Origin of the sequence: Streptomyces sp. NPDC098781, assembly GCF_044759995.1 — a bacterium.
GTDB lineage: Bacteria > Actinomycetota > Actinomycetes > Streptomycetales > Streptomycetaceae > Streptomyces.
Window position 1 is genome coordinate 37,574 of record NZ_JBIWAK010000001.1, and the last position, 15,923, is coordinate 53,496.

Here is a 15,923-nt window from a genome sequence, read left to right on the forward strand (position 1 = left end):
TCTGCACGTCTGCGGAGAACGAACTCGTGTCGAACACCTCATCAACCCCTCTCTCCGGCCTGCCCATCGGGCGCGGCCTCGTCTACCTGGTCGTCGCCGGTGCCGCCTGGGGCACCGCGGGCGCGGCCGCCTCACTGGTCTACCGGGCCAGTGACATGGGGCCGATCGCCCTGTCCTTCTGGCGCTGCGCGGTCGGCTTCGTGCTGCTGGTCGCCGTCCGGCTGCTGCGCCCGCGCCCCCGGCGCACCACCTCCGAGCCCCTCGCCCGCAAGGCACTGCGGGCCGGGGCCACGGGGGCCGGTCTCGCCGTGTTCCAGACGGCCTACTTCGCCGCGGTGCAGGCCACCGGACTGGCCGTGGGCACCGTGGTCACCCTCGGCGCCGGTCCCGTGTTCATCGCGCTCGGCGCCCGGCTGACGCTGGGGGAGCGGCTCGGCCGTGGGGGCGCCGTCGCCGCGGCCGGCGCGCTCACCGGTCTCGCGGTGCTCACGCTGGGCGGCGAGGGGGCGACCGTACGGCCCTGGGGTGTGCTGCTCGCGCTGGTCTCGGCGGCCGCGTACTCGGTGATGACCCTGCTGACCCGCAGGTGGGGCCGCGACGGCGGGGCGGACGCCGGCGACACCTCGGTGTGGGCCTTCGCGGTCACCAGCCTGTGCCTGCTGCCGTTCGCCCTGGTCGAGGGGCTCGTCCCGCACACGGTCGATCCGGTCCGGCTCGGCTGGCTGCTGGCGTACATCGCGGCGATCCCCACGGCCCTCGCCTACGCGCTCTACTTCGCGGGCGCGGCCGCCGTACGGTCGGCCACCGTGTCCGTGATCATGCTGCTGGAACCGGTGAGCGCGGCGGTGCTCGCGGTCGTCCTGCTCGGTGAGCACCTGACGGCGCCGACCCTGGCCGGCACTCTGCTCATGCTCGGCTCGGTCGCCGGCCTGGCGGTGGCGGAGACGCGCGGGGTGCGACGGGAGCGGGAACCGGTTCCGGCGTGACGTCCCGGGGGTCCCGCGCCGCACGGCGCGGGACCCGCCGGTCCGAGCGGCGCCTGCTCAGGCCGGGCGGCGGCGCAGCATGTGCCCGCGGGCCGCTTCGTCCCGCGGTCCCGACCGCCCCGCCAGGTTCCCCGCGATCCGGTCCTGGACCTCCTCGGACCGCCTGCCGCCGAACTTGAACTTCGCCCGCACACCGGTGACTTCGAGCCGCAGTCCGCGGATGCCGGGCAGCAGCCTGCCGTACGGCGCATCCCCGACCGCCACCTTCGCCGAGCCGCCCTCCGGCTGGAAGTGGCCGACCTGTCGGTTGAGCAGCTCGGCCTTCTCGGCGAGGTCGTCCACGACATGGGCCCGGCACCGGAGTTGGACCGCCGCGTAGAAACTGGTCGGTACGCCGTGCTCGGTCGGCTGTTCCGGTCCCGCCTGCCAGGGACCGGGCACGTAGACGTAGTCGTCGACCACGCTCAGCACGACCTCGGGGTTCGCCAGCAGGGCGGGCCATATCGGGTTGGGGCGGGCCAGATGCGTCACGGCCTCGCCGCGGCCTGCGTCGTAGGTGAAGTGCAGCGGCTGGACGTGCGGTGGCTCGCCGTCCAGCCCGTTGACCACGAGTTGGCCGAAGTCGTGGACGCTGAGCCATTGTTGCCACTCGGCGTCGTCGCGGGGCGCGTCCCAGGGGTGGATCAGCATTACAGGGCCTTGAGATAGTCGGGGAGTTCGGTGTCGGGCGCCAGGTCGGGGTCCCCGACCGGGGTCGCGTAGCCCTTGCGCAGCGGGACGACGCCGGCCCAGTGGGGGAGGGCGAGGTCCTCGGGCTCGTCGTTCACGCCGCCGGTGCGCAGCTTGGCGGAGACCTCGTTCAGGTCGAGGCGGATCACCGCGGTCGCGGCCAGTTCCTTCTTGTTGGCCGGACGGGAGTCACGGGCGCGGCCGGGCACCACATGGTCGACGAGCGCGTCGAGCGCGACGCGCTTCTCCTCCGGGTCCGTCACGTCGTACGCCGTGCCGTGCACGACCACCGACCGGTAGTTGATCGAGTGGTGGAAGGCCGAGCGGGCCAGGATCAGGGCGTCGACGTGCGTGACGGTCAGGCACACGGGCAGTCCCGGGTCGGCCTGACCGGTCATCCGCAGCGGGCGCGAGCCCGTGGACCCGTGCACGTAGAGCGTCTCGCCGACCCGGCCGAACAGCGTCGGCAGCACCACGGGCGCACCGTCGCGGACAAAGCCGAGGTGGCAGACGTAGGCCTCGTCGAGGATCGCGTGGACCAGTTCCTTGTCGTACACCGCGCGCTCGGCGGAGCGGGTGGGGACGGTGCGGTCGGTCTTCCGGTAGGCGGCGGGCTGCGACGTCGGCTGCGGGAGCCCCTGCATTGCGTTCTCCATTGCACTAGTACATAATGTTGTTTGTGCTAGGAGAATATAGGATCGAAGGGCGGCGCGCAGCCGAGATCGCGGCGAGCGTGGAGCGCGCGGTCGGCGCGGGCGAGCTGGATCCGGGGCAACTGCTGCCTCCCATGCGGGAGTTGGCCACCGAGCTGGGTGTGAACCCCAATACGGTCGCCGCCGCCTATCGCGTTCTGCGGGAGCGGGGTGTGATCGAGACCGCGGGCCGCCGCGGGAGCCGGGTGCGGCCCAGGCCCGCCACGACCGGGCGTGAGTCGCTCCGGGTCCATGTGCCGGAGGGGGTCCGGGACGTGGCGAGCGGCAACCCCGACCCGGCCCTGCTGCCGTCGCTGGCCAAGGCCTTCGCGGCCGCGGCGGAGCACGCCGACCGGCAGCCCGTGCTGTACGGGGACGACGCCGTGGAGCCGGAGCTGGCGCGGATGGCGCGGGCCCGGCTGGACGCCGACGGCGTGCCGGACGGCCCCCTCGCCGTCGCCTCGGGGTCGCTGGACGCCATCGAGCGCGTCCTCGTGTCCCACCTCAAGCCCGGCGACACCATCGCCGTCGAGGACCCCGGCTGGGGCGGCCTGCTGGACCTGATCCCGGCGCTGGGACTGCGTACCGTCTCCGTCCGGGTCGACGACGAGGGACCGGTGCCCGACGACGTCCGGCGCGCCCTCGACTCCGGTGCCCGCGCCCTGATCGTGACCGACCGGGTGCAGAACCCCACCGGCGCGGTGGTGAGCGCCACGCGCGCGCGTGCCCTGCGCGCCGAAGTGCGGCGGCACCCGGAGATCCTGCTGATCGAGGACGACCACGGGCACGGCATCGTCGACCTGCCCGTCCACCCCCTGGCCGGCATCACCCACCACTGGGCCTTCGTCCGCTCGGTCGCCAAGGCCTACGGCCCCGACCTGCGCCTCGCCGTCCTCACCGGGGACCGGGTCACCATGGACCGGGTGCGCGGACGGCAGCGGCTCGGCGCCGGCTGGGTGAGCCGCCTGGTGCAGCGGGCCGTGGTGCGGCTCTGGGCGGAGGGAGCCGTGGACCCGGTGGCGGTGGCGCGGACGTACGGCCGGCGCCGTACCCGGCTCATGGAGGCCCTGGCCGAGCGCGGAATCGAGGCGCACGGGCGCAGCGGCCTCAACGTCTGGGTCCCGGTCCCTGACGAGACCGGCGCGGTGGCGAGCCTGCTGCACGCGGGCTGGGCGGTCTCACCCGGCGCCCGCTTCCGCAGCAGCGCGCCGCCCGGGATCAGGATCACCACCTCCACACTCGGCGCGGATGAGGCCGCTTCGCTGGCGGACGCGGTGGCGAGGGCGGTGGGGCCTGGGCCGGCGAGGAGTTATGCCTGACCGGTGTTGGAGAGACGCGGGGCAGGGTCTGGCGTGGGGGCCGGCCGTGGGGTGCGACCCGCTGGGCCGGGGGCCGCGGTGGCCAACGGTCCGCACCCTTCATGCGCCCCGGCCGCCCTGCCGCGGGCTACCGCGTCACCGCCTTCACCCGGCCGTGGGGTGCGACTCACTGGGCCGGGCCGGCGGTTGCCCGTGATCCTGCACCGTCAGGCGCCTCGCTTCACCTCGGGCCGGCGAGGAGTTACGCCTGACCGACTCCGAAGGGTCGGCGTAGGCCGCGCCCCAGTGGCGGGCGCCAGCAGTCCCGCCCCCCTCAACGGCCCCGCTTCACCTGCGTGAGCGCCGCCCCCACCAGCACGATCACCGCTCCGACCGGCGTGGTCCAGCGAAGGGACTCGCCGAGGACGGCGACCCCCGCGGCCGTCGCGATCACCGGGATGAAATACGTGACCATCTGAGCCGTGGTGGGCCCGACCTCGGCGACCAGCCCGTACTGGATCAACACGGCGAGCCCGGTCCCCAGCGCACCCAGCGCCACGATCGCCAGCACCGGCACCAGGGAGAACTTCGTCGGCAGTGACGTGAACAGGGGTGTGACGACCGCGAGTTGTACGGTCGCCAGCAGCAACTGCGCGCCCGTCAGTGCCAGATGCGACTCCCCGGAGCCGGCCAGCGTCCGGCGGACGTATATCCACCCGATCGGGTAGCTCAAGGAGGCCAGCAGCGCCATCGCCGTACCGGTGGCGTCCAGCCCGTGAAAGCCCTGCCATGCCCCGAGCACCGTCAGGACGCCCAGGAAGCCGATTCCGAGCCCGGCCACCCGGACCCGCGTCGGACGGTCCTCCGACAGCGCGACCAGCGACAGGGCCATGCCCCACAGCGGAGAGGTCGCGTTGCAGATGCCCGCCAGCGTCGACGGGATCGTCAACTCGGAGTACGCGAACAGGGAGAACGGCAGCGCGTTCAGCAAGAACGCGGCCACGGCCAGATGCCCCCACGTCCGCGCCCCGCGCGGCAGTCGCTCCCGCTTCACCGCCATCGCGGCCGCCAGCACCGCCGTACCGAACACCAGCCGCCCCAGGGTGACCTGGAAGGGGGCGTAGCCGTTCGTGCCCACCTTGATGAGCAGGAAACTGAAGCCCCAGATCAGGGAGAGGACGGCGAAGCGCAGCCGCCAGTCGAGGCGCGGGCGGGGGCGCGAGGCGCCGGAGGCGGTTGCGGCCGCGGGCGTGCCGCGCGAGACGGTGGCGGTGGTCATGGCAGCAACGATGGGGCACGGAATCTCGTAGCACAATCGAGTTTTCGAGCCCGGTATCTCGTAGAATTGCTTACATGTTGAACCTGGAGCGCCTGCGCACCCTCGACGCCCTCGCCCGGCACGGCTCGGTCAGCGGTGCCGCCGAGGGGCTGCACATCACGACCTCGGCCGTCTCGCAGCAGATGTCCAAGCTGGAGCGGGAGATCGGCCAGCAGCTGCTCGCCAAGAACGGCCGGGGGGTCCGGCTGACGGACGCCGGCCGGCTGCTCGCCGAGCATGCCGCCCGCATCCTGTCGCAGGTCGAACTCGCCCAGTCCGACCTGGAGGCGCAGCGCGGGCAGGTGGTCGGTGAGCTGCGGCTGGTCGCCTTCCCCACGGCTCTGCGCGGGCTGTTCCCGGCCGCGCTCACCACTCTGCGCGCCGAACATCCGGCGTTGCGCCTGCGTTCGCACGAGCTGGAGCCCGAGGACGGGGTCGCCGCGGTGATCCGCGGTGACGCCGACCTGGCCGTCGTCCTCGACTGGTACAACAAGCCCTTGCCCATGCCGGAGGGACTCGCCAAGGCCCCGATCCTCGACGACCGGGTGGAGATCGCCATGCCCGAGGGGCACCCGCTCGCCGACCGGCGCGAGGTCGACCTGGAGGACTTCGCGGGTGACGAATGGGTCGCCTGGCCCGAAGGCGAGTTCTGCCACGAGTGGCTGCTCTACACGCTGCGCACCAAGGGCATCGAGCCCCTGATCGCCCACCGCGCCGAGGAGCACCACACCCAACTGGCCCTGGTCGCCGCCGGACTGGGCGTCTGTGTCGCACCCCGCCTGGGCCGAGACCCGATGCCGCCCGGGGTGCGGGCCGTGCCGGTGCGGAACCGGGTCCACCGGTACATCTACGCGGTGTGGCGCGCCGACGCGGACCGCCGCCCGTCGATCCGGGCGGCGGTGCGGGCCCTCCAGGCGGCGGCGGAGGAGATCGGCTGAAGTGCCCCTGTGATCGGGCGGGTTACCGCGCACCCAGCTTCCGGAAGTCCCAGGACACGACCTTCTCGGGGGTCAGCCGGACCCACGCGTGCCGGCCGTCGTGCGGCATCTCGTCGAGGCCGAAGTTCTTGCGCGCGAACAGCGTCTCGGGGACGTCGAGTTCGGCACGCAGTTCGCCCACGCGCGGGGCCTCGCCCACGAACTCGACGGTGCCGGACAGCTCGACACCGCGCAGCTGCTCGTACTCCTCACCCGTGTCGATCACGATCGCGACCCGCGGGTCCCGCAGCAGATCGGTCCACCGCTTGCTGCGGACCACCGAGTACAGCCACAGCGAGGTGCCGTCCCAGGCGAACCACAGGGCGCTGACATGCGGAAACCCATCGGTCGACACCGTGGCGACCCGGCAGGTGCGCTGCGTGGTGAGGAACTCGTCCAGCTCACCGGGCGTCATCATGATCTTCCGGCCCCGGCGCTGAGTGACTGTCATACGGCCCCCTCTTCTCTCACGTCGTGCCAGAGGAGAGATCCTCTGACATCACGTCAGAAAAGGATGAGTCGTCTTCCGTCCGCACGCAATGGTGGCTACGCTCGCCGCCCCACGCCGCCGTCGGGCAAAGGGGGGACCCATGCCGTCGTACGACCGACTCCGCGCACTGATCGACCCCGCCACCACCGTCCTGCTCACCGTCGAATGCCAGCAGGGCGTCGTCGGCGCGGACAGCGCGCTGCCCGAACTCGCCCAGGAGGCACGCGATTCGGGAGCCCTCGCCAATGTCGCCCGGCTGGTGGACGCGGCCCACGAGAGCGGTACCCAGGTGATCCACGCCATCGCCGAACGCCGCCCCGACGGCCGCGGTGCCAACCACAACGCCCGCCTCTTCCGCGCCGCCGCACGGCTCCCCGTCCAGCAACTGTCCGGCACCGAGGCGGTGAGCGTGGCCGCGCCGATCGAGGTGGCCGAGGAGGACCTCGTCGTACGGCGACTGCACGGCCTGTCCCCGATCCAGGGCACCGACGTCGACGCCCTGCTGCGCAACCTCGGCTGCCGCACACTGATCGTCAGCGGCGTCTCGGCCAACGTGGCGATCCCCAACGCCGTGTTCGACGCGGTGAACCGGGGTTACGTCGTCGTCGTGCCCCGGGACGCCATCGCCGGGGTGCCCTCCGACTACACCCCGGCGATGATCAGCCACACCCTCGCGTTGGTCGCCACGGTCGCGACCACGGACGAGGTGCTGGACTGCTTCGGGCGTCCGCGCGCGGTCAGGCCAGCGTGATCGAGTCGCCCGACACGCTGATCTGCTGGGCGGCCAGCGGCTGGGTCGCCGGCCCCTTCTTGACGCTGCCGTCCAGGACGGAGAACTGGCTGCCGTGACAGGCGCAGGAGATCGTGTCCTCCTTGAGGTCCGTCATCGGGCAGTTCTGGTGGGTGCAGATCGTCGAGAAGGCCTTGAAGTCGCCCGCCGCGGGCTGCGAGACGACCACCTTCTCGTCGCCGAAGACCTTGCCGCCGCCCTCGGGGATGTCGGCGGTCTTCGCCAGTGCCGCACCGCCCGCGCCGGCCTCGGCGGACGAGCCGCCGCCGGTCTCGGTGGTCGCGCCGCCGTCGGCGGCACCCTGCTCGGTGGACGGGCCCGAGGCCTCGTCGTCCGATCCGCACGCGGTCAGCGCGACGGCGAGCCCCGCCGCGCCGACCGCCGCCACGACGGCACGGCGGCTGGGTTTCGACACCGGCTGAACTGATTCGCTGGTCATGCTGACGTTCCTTCCGGTAATTCGTGATCTGCCGAGAGGTACGGTCCCTCCGGACCGGCTGTTCAGACGATGTCGAAATCCTGACCCGGTCCGGCCAGGAGGTGGGTAAAGCGGAGCTGTCGGTTCCCTGTCCGGTGCTGTCGATTCGCTGTCGGCGCCGACGCACCGCCTCCCGTCCGGCCCGCGCCCGGCCCCCGCGCCCCGCCAGTAACCTGGGGCGATGCTCAAGGAAGTCATCGCGACCCGTTACATCACGCCGCTGCGCGAGGGCGGCTCGCTGCCGGGGCTCGTCGAGGCCGACGACTTCGGGACGTACGTCATGAAGTTCACCGGCGCCGGACAGGGCCGCAAGACGCTGGTCGCCGAGGTCGTCTGCGGTGAACTCGCCCGCAGGCTGGGCTTTCGGGTGCCCGGCCTGGTGACGGTCGACCTCGACCCGGTGCTGGGGCTCGGCGAACCCGACCAGCAGGTGCAGGAGTTGCTCCGGTCCAGCGGCGGCACCAACCTCGGCATGGACTTCCTGTCCGGGGCGCTCGGCTTCGACCCGCTGGCCTTCGAGGTGAGCCCCGAGGAGGCCGGCCGGGTCCTCTGGTTCGACGCGCTGGTCAACAACGTCGACCGGTCCTGGCGCAACCCCAATCTGCTCAGGTGGCGGGGCGAGCTGTGGCTGATCGACCACGGCGCGACCATGATCTGGCACCACAACTGGCCCGGCGCCGAGGCCTCCGCCGCCCGCCCCTACGACGCCTCCGACCACGCCCTCGCCCGCTTCGCCCCCGACCTCGCGGGCGCCGCCGCCGACCTCGCGCCGCGCGTCACCGAGGACCTGCTGGCCGAGGTCACCGCGGAGATCCCGGACGCCTGGCTGACCGGTGAACCCGGCTTCGACACACCCGACGACCTCCGGCGGGCCTATGCGCGGCCCCTGCTCGCCCGCGCCGCCTCCGTCCACGAGCGCGTCACCGGAATCGAGGAGGGCAAGTGAGCGAGCGCCACATCCACATGGCCGGCAGCGTCGTCGAACGGCACATCATCCGGGGCGGCGAGTCGAACGAACGAGACGTCTTCGAGTACGCCCTCCTGCGCGTCGTCCCCCGCGTCGAGCGCGGCGAGTGCATCAACGCCGGCGTGCTGGTGTACTGCCGGGCCCAGGGCTACGTCGGTGCCCGCACCCACCTCGACGAGGCACGGCTGCTCGCCCTCGACCCGGACGCGGACGTGACCGGCGTCCGGGCCGCCCTCGGGGCCGTCGAGCGCGTCTGCGGCGGCGACGTGGGGGCGGGGCAGGCCGCGGGCGACGACGCCGGGCGGCGCTTCCGCTGGCTGATCGCGCCCCGCTCGACCGTCGTCCAGCCGGGTCCCGTGCACACCGGGCTCACCGTCGATCCGGCGGCCGAGACGGAACGGCTGCTCGACCTGTTGGTGAGGTGACGGATCAGGTAATGGATCACATGCACGTGGTGACCGTTGACACCGCGTGCCAGGACTTCTAGCGTCACGTCCATCGAAGGTACTAAGCGGTCGCTCACCGAGGAGAGTCACTGATGTCCACCACTGAGCAGCGGGTCGCCGTAGTCACCGGCGGAGCGCGCGGGATCGGCGCCGCCACCGCCGTACGACTGGCCGCGGAGGGCCGCGCGGTCGCCGTGATCGACCTCGACGAGGCCGCCTGCAAGGACACCGTGGAGAAGATCACCGCGGCCGGCGGCAAGGCCCTCGCGGTCGGCTGCGACGTCTCCGACGAGGCGCAGGTCGAGGCGGCGGTCGCGCGGATCGCCGAGGAGCTCGGCGCCCCGACGATCCTGGTGAACAACGCGGGCGTGCTGCGGGACAACCTGCTGTTCAAGATGAGCGTCGCCGACTGGGACACCGTCATGAACGTCCACCTGCGCGGCGCCTTCCTGATGTCCAAGGCCTGCCAGAAGCACATGGTGGACGCGGGCTTCGGCCGGATCGTCAACCTCTCCTCGTCCTCCGCGCTCGGCAACCGCGGGCAGGTCAACTACTCCGCCGCCAAGGCGGGGCTCCAGGGCTTCACCAAGACCCTGGCCAAGGAGCTCGGCAAGTTCGGCGTCACCGCCAACGCCGTCGCCCCCGGCTTCATCGCCACCGAGATGACCAAGGCCACCGCCGACCGCGTCGGCATGGGCTTCGAGGACTTCAAGGCGGCGGCCGCCACCCAGATCCCGGTGGCCCGGGTGGGTGAGCCGGAGGACATCGCCAACGCCATCGCCTTCTTCACGGGCGAGGCGGCCGGCTTCGTCTCCGGCCAGGTGCTGTACGTCGCCGGCGGACCGCTCGACTAGGGGCAAGGGAACATGACTTCGGTAGAACTCTCCGGCAAGGTCGCGCTCATCACGGGCGCCAGCCGCGGCATCGGCTACGGCGTCGCCGAGGCGCTCGTCGCCCGGGGCGACCGTGTGTGCATCACCGGCCGCAACGAGGACGCCCTCAAGGAGGCCGTCGAGCAGCTCGGCGCCGACCGCGCCATCTACGTGGCGGGCAAGGCGCACGACGAGGCCCACCAGGCCGTCGCCGTCGAGCGCACCATGGAGGCCTTCGGCCGGGTGGACCACCTGGTCAACAACGCCGGCACCAACCCGGTGTTCGGGCCGATCGCCGACCTCGACCTCGGTGTCGCGCGCAAGGTCTTCGAGACCAACGTGATCTCGGCGCTGGGCTTCGCGCAGAAGACCTGGCACGCCTGGCAGAAGGACAACGGCGGCGCGATCGTCAACATCGCCTCCGTCGCCGGCATCGCGCCCTCGCCCTTCATCGCCGCCTACGGCGTCAGCAAGGCCGCGCTGATCAACCTCACCCAGCAGCTCGCCCACGAGTTCGCGCCCAAGGTGCGGGTCAACGCGATCGCCCCCGCCGTGGTGAAGACCAAGTTCGCGCAGGCCCTGTACGAGGGCCGGGAGGCGGAGGCCGCCGCGGCCTACCCGCTGGGCCGGCTGGGCGTGCCGTCCGACATCGGCGGCGCCGCCGCCTTCCTCACCTCGGACCAGTCCGACTGGGTCACCGGTCAGACCCTCGTGGTCGACGGCGGCATCTTCCTCAACGCCGGCGTCAGCTGACGCACGGGACATCCCCCGGCCCACATCGACACGGGCGCCGCTGGACATCAGCGGCGCCCGTGTCGACGTATCGGAAGATCATCGAACGTTGACAACGTAGTCACCCGAAGAGCGAACAAGTGCACTATGAGACAGGAGGTTCAACGGCCGGAACACTGCGGTATGGTCTGCCGACCCTTGGTATGGCAGATCGAGGAGCGTGCGCGTGTTCAACCGGATCCGACGCCTGCGGCAGGTGGCGGCCATCGCGTCCATATCGTCCCTGGTGGCAGGGTGCGGTGTCCTCTCGTCCGATTCGACGGAGGAGCAAGACCCGATCGTCGTGGGGACGACCGCTGCCCCCAGCACCCTCGATCCCGCCGCGTCCTGGGACAGCTCCTGGGAATTGTTCCGCAACATTTACCAGACCCTGCTCAGCTACCCCTCGGGCGCGACCGCCCCCGAGCCGGACGCCGCAGACAACTGCCGGTTCACGGACACGTCGAACCTGAAGTACGAGTGCGAGCTGCGTGAGGGCCTCACCTTCTCCGACGGCCACGCGCTCGACGCCAAGGCGGTCAAGTACTCGATCGACCGGATCCGGAAGATCAACGTCAACGGCGGCCCCGCCGGTCTGCTCGGCAGCCTCGACCGCGTCCAGGTGCTGAGTGACCGCGAGGTCGTCTTCCACCTCAACAAGGCCGACGCGACCTTCCCGTTCGTGCTCGCGACGCCGGCGATGTCCATCGTCGACCCCGAGGACTACCCGGAGGACAAGCTCCGCGAGGGCGAGACGATCGTCGGTTCCGGGCCGTACACGCTGTCGTCCTACGACGACGGCAACCAGGCCGAACTCGTCAAGAACGACAGCTACAAGGGCATCGCGGAGCGCAAGAACAGCGCCGTGACCATCCGGTACTTCCAGGACTCGCCCACCATGGTCGCCGGGCTGCGCGACAAGAAGCTCGACGTCGCCTTCCGCGGCCTCGCCGCCGACGACATCGTCGACATCCAGGCCGACGACGAGGACGAGCTCCAGCTGATCGAGGGCTCCGGCACCGAGATCAACTACCTGGTCTTCAACCCCAAGGACTCGATGGCGGGCAAGTCCGCCGTCCGCAAGGCCATCGCCCAGGTCGTCGACCGCCCGGCCATCGCGCACAAGGTCTACAAGGACACCGTCGAGCCGCTGTACTCCATGGTCCCCAAGGGCCTGACCGGACACACCACGGGCTTCTTCGACGACTACGGCGAGCCCGACACCGCCAAGGCGCGCGAGATCCTCGGCGACGCGGGCATCACCACCCCCGTCCCGCTCACTCTCTGGTACACCAGCGACCGCTACGGCTCCGCCACCAAGGCCGAGTTCGAGGAGCTGAAGAGCCAGCTCGACGGGTCCGGGCTGTTCAAGATCACCCTCAAGAGCCGCCCCTGGAAGACGTACGTCGGCGGCTACCAGAAGGGCGAGTACCCGGTGTTCGGGCGTGGCTGGTTCCCCGACTTCCCGGACGCGGACAACTTCATCGCGCCGTTCGTCGGCGAGCAGAACGCGCTCGGTACGCCGTACCTGGTGCCGAAGATCACCGAGACGCTGCTGCCCAACTCCCGCGCCCAGAGCGACCGGGCCAACGTGGTCAAGGACTTCGAGGACGCCCAGCGGATCCTCGTCGACGACGTCCGGCTGCTGCCGCTGTGGCAGGGCCGGCAGTACGTGGCCGCCAGTGAGGAGATCTCGGGCGCGGAGCGGGCGCTGGACCCGTCGACGATCATGATGGTGGGCGAGCTGTCCAGGAAGACCAGCTGGTAGGGGAGACCCTCCGGCGGGTCGGCTGTCGGGATGTGCGGTCCGCGGGCGATTGTCAGTGGTCGCCTGTAGGTTCTGAGAACCGGAAGCGACCGCTGGTCGTGGACCGCACATCGTGTGCCGTACAGCGTAAGGAAGTTGACGTGACCGACATCGCCATGCTGCCCGAGTCCTGGCGCGGGGTTCTGGGTGACGAGCTTCAGCAGCCCTATTTCAAGGAGCTGACGGAGTTCGTCGAGGAGGAGCGGGCGAAGGGTCCCGTCTATCCGCCGCGCGAGGAGGTCTTCGCCGCGCTGGACGCCACGCCGTACGAGAAGGTGAAGGTCCTGATCCTCGGCCAGGACCCGTATCACGGCGAGGGGCAGGGCCACGGCCTGTGCTTCTCGGTCCGTCCCGGAGTGAAGACGCCGCCCTCGCTGCGCAACATCTACAAGGAGATGAAGGAGGAGCTCGGCCACCCCGTCCCCGACAACGGCTATCTGATGCCGTGGGCCGAGCAGGGCGTCCTGCTGCTCAACGCGGTGCTGACGGTGCGCGCCGGTGAGGCGAACTCGCACAAGGGCAAGGGCTGGGAGAAGTTCACCGACGCCGTGATCCGGGCGGTGGCCGGCCGCACCGACCCCGCGGTGTTCGTGCTGTGGGGCAACTACGCGCAGAAGAAGCTCCCGCTCATCGACGAGACGCGGCACGTGGTGGTGAAGGGCGCGCATCCGTCGCCGCTCTCGGCGAAGAAGTTCTTCGGGTCGCGTCCGTTCACGCAGATCGACGAGGCGGTCGCCCAGCAGGGGCACGAGCCGATCGACTGGCGGATTCCGGATCTGGGCTGAGCCGTCGCCGGGTGGGGGATGTCCGGGCCAGGTCCTCGGGTCGGACGGCCTCGTTCTGAGCCGTCCTTCGCCGGACCGGCCCGGTGGCCGTACGGAGCCGCCTGACCGGTAATGCCGGTGGGGCCGGTTAGCGTCGGGACGGACCAGCCGACGAGGGCCCGGAGGACGCGGTGGCGGAGCGACAGGAGCGGACGGCGCCGGACGCCGTGCTGACGCGGATCGGGCAGGTCGTGATGCTCCATCACGCCGGGGACCGCGAGGAGGCCCGGCGCCGGCTGCTGGACCTGTGGACGGAGCTCGGGGAGGACGCCGACCCCCTGCACCGATGCACACTGGCGCACTACCTGGCCGATACGCAGGACGACCCCTCGGACGAACTGGCCTGGGATCTACGGGCGTTGACGGAGGCGGAGGGAGCGAGCGGCGCGGTCGGCCTGCGCGCTCTGTATCCCTCGCTGCATCTGAACCTGGCCGCCGACTACGTCAAGCTCGACCGCGCGGAGGCGGCCCGCGCGCATCTGCGGCGGGCTCGGGGAGCGGCGGGGGTGCTGCGGGACGACAGCTACGGGGACGGGGTCCGGGCCGAGATCCTGCGGCTGGAGGGTCGGTTGGGGGAGGGGGCGTAAGGGCGGCCCTCTCGGCGCCGGTCTGCTGCGTTCCTGCCGTGCCCCGTCACTGTCCGTACGTCTGGTCGCAGATCCTCGACTCCGGGCTGTCCGGCCGCCAGCCGCCGTACTTCCTGCCCAGTGCGCAGACGTCCGGGTTCCCCTGGACCTCCTTGGGGAGCGACTTCGACACCTCGGGGATCGCGGCGCTCGGCGCCTCCGGCACGGCCGGGGCGGGGTCGGATTGCGGGCGGCGGTGGGGTTCTTGGTGCCCGGGGCGCTCGTGCGGACGGGGTGCCCGGGGCGTGGGCTGCACCAGGGGCGGCGTGGTCGGTGGCGCGGAGTGTGCGGCGGACGACGTGGGGTCCGGGCTCCGGGGCGGGCCGATGAGGGCAAGCGCCTCACGGGCCGGCGCCTGTACGGCCTCGGGAGCCGTGTGCCCGCTGGGCCGGGGAAGCTCCGGCCGGGACGGCGCCGTCGGCGCGCCGGGGACCGGCGGGCGCTGGACCGTCGTACAGCCGGACAGGGCCGATACGGCCACGGTGACCAGAAGCGTTGCGGTGGTCGTCGTTCGATGCACCCGCGCAACTCTGCTGCGTCGCGGGGTCGTTGGGACAGCGGACGAGCAGAGGTTGATCCACACGGGTGATCTCCGTCCCCGTACGGGTCGCGCCGGCCCGCCCCCGCTGACGTCAGTCGCCCGTGGCGCCGTCGACGCGCTCGCGGATCAGGTCGGCGTGGCCGTTGTGACGGGCGTACTCCTCGATCATGTGCGTGATGATCCAGCGCAGATTGAACGGTTCGCCGGAGCGGCTCGTGCCCTTGGAGAGATCGTCCAGACCGACCCCGGCCGCATGGCGACGGGCGTTGGCGATCTCGCGCTGCCAGGTGGTGTGCGCCTCGTCCCAGGTGTCCGCGTCGGTGAAGTGGAACTCGCCGTCCGGGTCCTCCTCGTTGGCGTAGAGGACGCCGAGGTCCTCGCCCAGAAGGATCTCGTGGAACCAGAAGCGCTCCACCTCGGCCATGTGCCGGACCAGGCCCATCAGGGTCAGCTCGGACGGCTCCACCGAGGCGGTCCTGAGCTGGGCGTCCGTGAGGCCCTCGCACTTCCACGCGAGTGTCTGCCGGTGGTAGTCCAGCCAGCCTTCCAGCATGGTGCGTTCGTCGGCGGTGGTCGCGGGCTCGTGGCGTTCGGTCGTCATGCCCGCATCGTCGCTCAACTCACCCTGATTCACCAGGGATTTTTGCCGGGGCGGAGGCGTCGGCGAACATCCCCGCGAGCAGTTCGCGCAGCCCCGCCCGCACCTCGTCCGGGCTCGGCACCTCCGCGTTGAAGGAACCGGCCACGCAGCTGAACATCAGCCCGTCCGCCCATGCCACCAGCGACAGCACGTGCCGGGCCGGGGCCGTCGAGCCCATCGCGGTCACCAGGACGGTGAGCTGGTCGCGGAAGCGGGCGCCCGTCGCGTCGAAGTAGGCGCGCAGTTCGGGGCGGCGGGTGGCCTCCAGCGCCAGTTCGTAGCGGGCGAGGGTGAGTTCGCGGTGGTGGGTCAGGGCTCGGTGCGTCGCCAGCGCCAAGCCGTCGACCAGCGCGTCGAGGCCGCCTCGCGGGTCCGGCATCTCCTCCAGCGCCAGGACCCGCGCCTCACGCTCGGCGAGCCGCCGTACCGCGAGCTCCAGCAGTGCCTGCCGGGTGCGCGCCAGATTCGACGTGGAGCCCTGCGGCAGCCCCGCCACCTCGTCGACCGCCCGGTGCGTGAGCCCCCGCATGCCGCGCTCCGCGAGCAGGGCGAGGGCGGAGTCGGCGACGAGATCGGCGCGTGCGGCACCGGCGGAGCGTACGGACATGGAGATCAACCTACCTCTCGTAATACATGGCGCACTACGTCTGTAGTACAGTCGAGGCGGAGCG

The 15,923-nt window shown here is 71.5% G+C and carries 19 protein-coding genes; 11 read left to right on the forward strand and 8 right to left on the reverse strand.

What is annotated here, in order from left to right; translation table 11 throughout:
• Positions 1–26 precede the first annotated feature (26 nt).
• Positions 27–986 carry a DMT family transporter gene (locus ACIQWG_RS00175; protein ID WP_404088533.1) on the forward strand — a complete coding sequence of 320 codons (960 nt, stop codon included), beginning with the start codon at positions 27–29 and terminating at the stop codon, positions 984–986.
• Positions 987–1,043: 57 nt separating this feature from the next.
• On the opposite strand, the gene ACIQWG_RS00180 is transcribed toward ACIQWG_RS00175, so the two are convergent.
• Together ACIQWG_RS00180 and ACIQWG_RS00185 are read right to left on the reverse strand one after the other, a co-directional pair.
• Positions 1,044–1,676, reverse strand: coding sequence for an FMN-binding negative transcriptional regulator (locus ACIQWG_RS00180; protein WP_404088536.1), 633 nt, complete (start codon positions 1,674–1,676; stop codon positions 1,044–1,046).
• Positions 1,676–2,359, reverse strand: a complete 684-nt coding sequence (locus ACIQWG_RS00185; RefSeq protein ID WP_404090723.1) for a pyridoxamine 5'-phosphate oxidase family protein — start codon at positions 2,357–2,359, stop codon at positions 1,676–1,678. Before ACIQWG_RS00185 ends, ACIQWG_RS00180 begins: the two co-directional genes overlap by 1 nt.
• Before the next feature lie 35 nt (positions 2,360–2,394).
• Between ACIQWG_RS00185 and ACIQWG_RS00190 the strand changes: the two genes are divergently transcribed.
• Positions 2,395–3,726 (forward strand): aminotransferase class I/II-fold pyridoxal phosphate-dependent enzyme, encoded by a 1,332-nt coding sequence (locus tag ACIQWG_RS00190; RefSeq protein WP_404088539.1) that lies wholly within the window; start codon positions 2,395–2,397, stop codon positions 3,724–3,726.
• A gap of 313 nt (positions 3,727–4,039) precedes the next feature.
• Here the strand turns inward: ACIQWG_RS00190 and ACIQWG_RS00195 are convergent, their stop codons facing one another.
• Entirely contained in the window at positions 4,040–5,020 is a 981-nt protein-coding gene (locus ACIQWG_RS00195; RefSeq protein WP_404088542.1) for a DMT family transporter, read from the reverse strand.
• A 38-nt stretch (positions 5,021–5,058) separates the two neighbouring features.
• On the opposite strand from ACIQWG_RS00195, the gene ACIQWG_RS00200 reads away from it, so the two are divergent.
• A complete protein-coding gene (locus tag ACIQWG_RS00200) occupies positions 5,059–5,961 on the forward strand; it encodes a LysR family transcriptional regulator (RefSeq protein WP_404088544.1) in 903 nt (300 codons plus the stop codon).
• A 22-nt stretch (positions 5,962–5,983) separates the two neighbouring features.
• Here ACIQWG_RS00200 and ACIQWG_RS00205 read toward each other — a convergent pair whose 3' ends face one another.
• Positions 5,984–6,451 carry a pyridoxamine 5'-phosphate oxidase family protein gene (locus ACIQWG_RS00205; RefSeq protein ID WP_404088547.1) on the reverse strand — a complete coding sequence of 156 codons (468 nt, stop codon included), beginning with the start codon at positions 6,449–6,451 and terminating at the stop codon, positions 5,984–5,986.
• Positions 6,452–6,590: 139 nt separating this feature from the next.
• Here ACIQWG_RS00205 and ACIQWG_RS00210 point away from each other — a divergent pair, with 139 nt between their 5' ends.
• A complete protein-coding gene (locus tag ACIQWG_RS00210; RefSeq protein ID WP_404088549.1) occupies positions 6,591–7,241 on the forward strand; it encodes a cysteine hydrolase in 651 nt (216 codons plus the stop codon).
• Here the strand turns inward: ACIQWG_RS00210 and ACIQWG_RS00215 are convergent.
• Complete coding sequence (locus tag ACIQWG_RS00215) at positions 7,228–7,719, reverse strand: Rieske (2Fe-2S) protein (protein WP_404088552.1); 492 nt, start codon at positions 7,717–7,719, stop codon at positions 7,228–7,230. The two genes, ACIQWG_RS00210 and ACIQWG_RS00215, sit on opposite strands and share 14 nt — an antisense overlap.
• Before the next feature lie 220 nt (positions 7,720–7,939).
• Here ACIQWG_RS00215 and ACIQWG_RS00220 point away from each other — a divergent pair, with 220 nt between their 5' ends.
• The 7 genes from ACIQWG_RS00220 to ACIQWG_RS00250 all read left to right on the forward strand — a co-directional run bounded on the left by ACIQWG_RS00220 (position 7,940) and on the right by ACIQWG_RS00250 (position 14,032).
• A complete protein-coding gene (locus tag ACIQWG_RS00220) occupies positions 7,940–8,704 on the forward strand; it encodes a HipA family kinase (RefSeq protein WP_404088555.1) in 765 nt (254 codons plus the stop codon).
• Positions 8,701–9,150, forward strand: a complete 450-nt coding sequence (locus ACIQWG_RS00225; protein WP_404088556.1) for a DUF3037 domain-containing protein — start codon at positions 8,701–8,703, stop codon at positions 9,148–9,150. Before ACIQWG_RS00220 ends, ACIQWG_RS00225 begins: the two co-directional genes overlap by 4 nt.
• A gap of 113 nt (positions 9,151–9,263) precedes the next feature.
• Complete coding sequence (gene fabG, locus ACIQWG_RS00230; protein ID WP_404088559.1) at positions 9,264–10,025, forward strand: 3-oxoacyl-ACP reductase FabG; 762 nt, start codon at positions 9,264–9,266, stop codon at positions 10,023–10,025.
• A gap of 12 nt (positions 10,026–10,037) precedes the next feature.
• Positions 10,038–10,796: an SDR family oxidoreductase gene (locus ACIQWG_RS00235; RefSeq protein WP_404088562.1), complete on the forward strand. Its 759-nt coding sequence runs from the start codon at positions 10,038–10,040 to the stop codon at positions 10,794–10,796.
• A 205-nt stretch (positions 10,797–11,001) separates the two neighbouring features.
• A complete protein-coding gene (locus ACIQWG_RS00240) occupies positions 11,002–12,582 on the forward strand; it encodes an ABC transporter substrate-binding protein (RefSeq protein ID WP_404088565.1) in 1,581 nt (526 codons plus the stop codon).
• Positions 12,583–12,722: 140 nt separating this feature from the next.
• Positions 12,723–13,406 (forward strand): uracil-DNA glycosylase, encoded by a 684-nt coding sequence (ung, locus tag ACIQWG_RS00245; RefSeq protein ID WP_404088568.1) that lies wholly within the window; start codon positions 12,723–12,725, stop codon positions 13,404–13,406.
• 170 nt (positions 13,407–13,576) lie between these two features.
• Positions 13,577–14,032 (forward strand): hypothetical protein, encoded by a 456-nt coding sequence (locus tag ACIQWG_RS00250; RefSeq protein ID WP_404088571.1) that lies wholly within the window; start codon positions 13,577–13,579, stop codon positions 14,030–14,032.
• A 46-nt stretch (positions 14,033–14,078) separates the two neighbouring features.
• Here the strand turns inward: ACIQWG_RS00250 and ACIQWG_RS00255 are convergent, their stop codons facing one another.
• The 3 genes from ACIQWG_RS00255 to ACIQWG_RS00265 form a co-directional block, all read right to left on the reverse strand.
• A complete protein-coding gene (locus ACIQWG_RS00255; RefSeq protein ID WP_404088574.1) occupies positions 14,079–14,591 on the reverse strand; it encodes a hypothetical protein in 513 nt (170 codons plus the stop codon).
• A gap of 112 nt (positions 14,592–14,703) precedes the next feature.
• Complete coding sequence (locus tag ACIQWG_RS00260) at positions 14,704–15,213, reverse strand: DinB family protein (RefSeq protein ID WP_404088576.1); 510 nt, start codon at positions 15,211–15,213, stop codon at positions 14,704–14,706.
• A gap of 19 nt (positions 15,214–15,232) precedes the next feature.
• Positions 15,233–15,859: a TetR/AcrR family transcriptional regulator gene (locus tag ACIQWG_RS00265; RefSeq protein WP_404088579.1), complete on the reverse strand. Its 627-nt coding sequence runs from the start codon at positions 15,857–15,859 to the stop codon at positions 15,233–15,235.
• Between the last annotated feature and the right edge of the window lie 64 nt (positions 15,860–15,923).